3 protein-coding genes are annotated in these 3,197 nt (G+C 73.8%); all 3 read right to left on the reverse strand.

The genetic code is table 11. From position 1 onward, the window contains the following. Positions 1 to 411, reverse strand: a 411-nt coding sequence (gene csx19 / locus RM812_RS41135) for a type III-D CRISPR-associated protein Csx19 (protein ID WP_311585987.1), incomplete at its 3' end; no start/stop codon positions are given. After that, complete coding sequence (locus RM812_RS41140; protein ID WP_311585989.1) at positions 411 to 1,979, reverse strand: RAMP superfamily CRISPR-associated protein; 1,569 nt, start codon at positions 1,977 to 1,979, stop codon at positions 411 to 413. The genes RM812_RS41140 and csx19, both read right to left, overlap by 1 nt. Then, positions 1,976 to 3,197, reverse strand: a 1,222-nt coding sequence (locus tag RM812_RS41145) for a hypothetical protein (RefSeq protein ID WP_311585991.1), incomplete at its 5' end; no start/stop codon positions are given. The genes RM812_RS41145 and RM812_RS41140, both read right to left, overlap by 4 nt.

Here is a 3,197-nt window from a genome sequence, read left to right on the forward strand (position 1 = left end):
GGAGCCGATCCGGGGGGTGTGCAGGACCGTCCACCCCTCGTCGCCGCCTGCGGGGCGGCCCCACAACAGGTAGTGGGCCGCGAGGACGGCCGTGGCGGGTAGGGGGGCGACGGGTTCGGGGAAGGCGTCGGGAAGGAGGGTCTCGTCCTCGGTGAGGAGGACCGCGCGTCCGCGGTCGCCGCTGTCGCACAGCCAGCGCAGTTCCCGTTCGCCGTCGAAGACGCGGGCTTCGAAGACGGTGGACAGGTCATACGGGTCGGCCTGGCGGGTCCGGCAGCGGCCCTCGGTGACGTGGGCGACGGTGTGAGCGTGCGGGGCGGAGAGCAGGGCGACGGCGGTAGGGAAGGCAGTGGCGGTGAGGGCTTCGGCCAGGGTGACGCCCTGGGCGGCGCGGGCGTGGAGCGTGGTCATCACAGCGTTCCGTCGAGGTAGGCGCGCCAGGCGTGGGTGAGGTCCTTGGCGCGGGGGCCGGTGAGGAAGTCGGCGAGTTCCACGGGGTCTGGTTCGGTGGGAAGGGTGAGGGTGATGCGGTGGACGGTGATGTCGCCGAGGCCCCGGTTGGTGGCATAGCCGAGGGAGATACGGCCGGCTTCCAGGTCACGCAGGAGGAACAGGAACAGGGCCTGGGCTGCGGCCTGGTGGTCGGCGTCGCGCAGGGCGAGGCGGTCGAGGTCGACGGTGAGGGTGAGGGGCCGCCAGGTCAGGCCGTGGGGTTCCAGGACGCTGTAGAGGCGCCCGTCTGCGGAGCCTCCGGTCCAGCGGTCGACGGCTACGTGATCAGCGCGTTCCAGTCCGTACGGTCGCAGCGCCGTCAGGTGCGCGGTGCTGCCGTCCTCGTCAGGTGGGTCGTAGACCCGCTGCCAGTCGGCGGCAGGGATGGCCTGTTCGGTGGTGCAGTCGTCGACGGTCAGCGCGCCGATGCCGCCCGGTCCGGTGTCGGGTGCTGTGCCGAACAGCAGTCGGATCGCGGGGAGTTGGTCGAGCTGCTGGCGGAAGGCCGCAGCGCGGTCGGGGACGCTGGCTCCGGGTTCGGCGGTGGGGGAGTCCAGAGCGCGGGCGGTGCGTTCGATCCGTTCGGCGTGGGAGCGCAAGGCGCCCTTGAGGGCGGAGCCCGGCAGGGCGAGCGCGATCCGGTCGGGTGCGGCGGCCGTGGCGAGGGGGACGGCGTCCACGGTGAACCCGTCGGTGCCGGAGCGCACCATGACGGGGGCGGCCGGGCTCCAGTCGACGTGGACGCGCAGCAGCCCGTCGGCCGGTACCTTCTCCTTCGCCCAGTCGGTGCGGGGCCAGGGGGTGCCGCCTCCCGGGGCGGTCAGGGCCTGGAAGAGACCGTTCGGGGTGGAGAGGTCCTGTTCATGGACGTCGGTGTGGTCCTCGACTAGGGCCAGCCGTCCCAGGCCACGGGTCCTGGCGGCTCCGATCCGCAGCCGTCCCTCACGCAGGAGCGCCAGGAGGCCCCGTACGACCGCCCGGTCGTCGGCCAGCTGTGCTGCGGTGGAGCCGAGGCCCAACTCCAGGCGCAGGAAGGTGCCTTGGGGTACGACGGTGCGGCTGTGGAGGATGCCGGGGGCGGCCGTGCCGGTGTGGCGGTCGATGCCCACGGAGTGACGCCGCTCCAGGCGGGCGGTCGGCAGGGGTACGGCGGCCTGCGCGTCGTCGTTGAGGTCGGTGGTGGTGGCGAGGAGGCCGTCGTGGACGACGAAGCGGCTGACCGTGCCTTCCTGGCTGCCAGGTTCGGCATAGCCCCACAGGCTGTTGGCCCGCTCGCCGCGGGGCCCGCCCTCCGGCCCTGACACTGGGTGGAGGAGGGTCCGCAGGGCGCCGGCGAGGCTCGTACCGGGAACGTCGGGGCGGCCCAGACCGTCGACGGCAACCGAGAGAGCGCCGTTGGGGTCGCCTCCGGCCCCGCCCACGTGGAGCGGGGCGAGGGCCTGGAGCCAGCCGCGTACCCGCAGCCGATGGGTCGTCGGCCGGGTCACGCGGGCCCCTCCTTGTCCTCGGTGGCACGGCGGTGGGCGGTGAGGCAGTCCTCCACCAGGGTGCGGACGGCCTCGCCCCACATCCGCTCGCGCAGGGCGGCCGTACGTTCCCCGAGCGCCGCCTGGTCTCTGCGGGCGGTCAGTTCTCCCTCGGGAAGAGCGAGAAGGTCCCAGACGCGGCCGGGGGTGGTCAGGAGCTGTTCGACCGCTTCGGTCACGGCGGGCGGCCAGGGTTTCTTGCGTTCCACTCCGCGCATCTGCTTCAGCCGTGCGAGCCAGTGCCCCACCCGTACACCGCCGGGCCCGTCGAGGTCGGCGACGAGAGTGAGCAGCGCGCCGAACTGGGTGGCGGGCACGGAGCCGTGGCCCGCGCCCAGGACGCCCGTACGCCCTTTCGGTTCGGCGGCGAGAGCCTCGCAGTGGCGGCGGATCGCGGCACGCCAGGCGCCTTCCTCGACGACCGCCAGGACCGTGTCGTCCTCGGCCGTGAGCTCGGCGCCCGGAGCGGCCGGGGCGGTCTCGGGTGCGGGGGCCTCGACTTCCACCTTCGGCACGTCCAGAAGCGGGTCCTCGATATGGAGCTGGCCGAAGCCCTCCGCACGGCGCAGCCCGATGCCGGAGAGCTCGACCCGGTGCACGGCCTCGGCAGTGACGGTGCCGGCCCTGATGGTGAAGGTCAGGCAGCTTCCGGCCCTCAGCCCGAGCAGGCTGGCGCGCGGCAATCCCCAGCGGCTGTGCCAGGGGTCGGACCGCTGCGGTTCGACCGCCCGCTCCTCGGGTACGGGGCGCAGCTCGGCCCCCAGCGCCCGTCCGAGCACTGCGGCGAGGTCCGCCGGGTCGGTGCTGGGGCGCAGCCTGCTGTCGGTGACCAGAGCCGGGGAAAGCAGCCACACCCGCAGCCTGCCCTGCGGCACGGGCCGGGGCACGGGTGCCGGGGGCATGGTGACGCGGTGGGCGGTCACGTCCGTGAGTCCGTAGCCGTCCTTGCGGGCGCGTCCAAGCCGCCATTCCCCCTCCAGGCGGCGTTCCCAGCCCTGCGGCAGCAGACCGCGCGGCACACGGACCTCGGCGCGCAGCACGGTGTCGGCGGCGATCGCCTCGTACGTGTACAGGCCGCCGACCTCCGCTGTGGGGCGCTGCTGCTCGTCGAGGACGGTGTTGTGGGTGTGCTCGCTGCGAGGGCAGTCGGCAACCGTCAGCGCGGCCCCGGGCGTATAC

The sequence above is a fragment of the Streptomyces lancefieldiae genome (assembly GCF_031845825.1).
In the GTDB taxonomy this organism is placed as follows: domain Bacteria; phylum Actinomycetota; class Actinomycetes; order Streptomycetales; family Streptomycetaceae; genus Streptomyces; species Streptomyces lancefieldiae.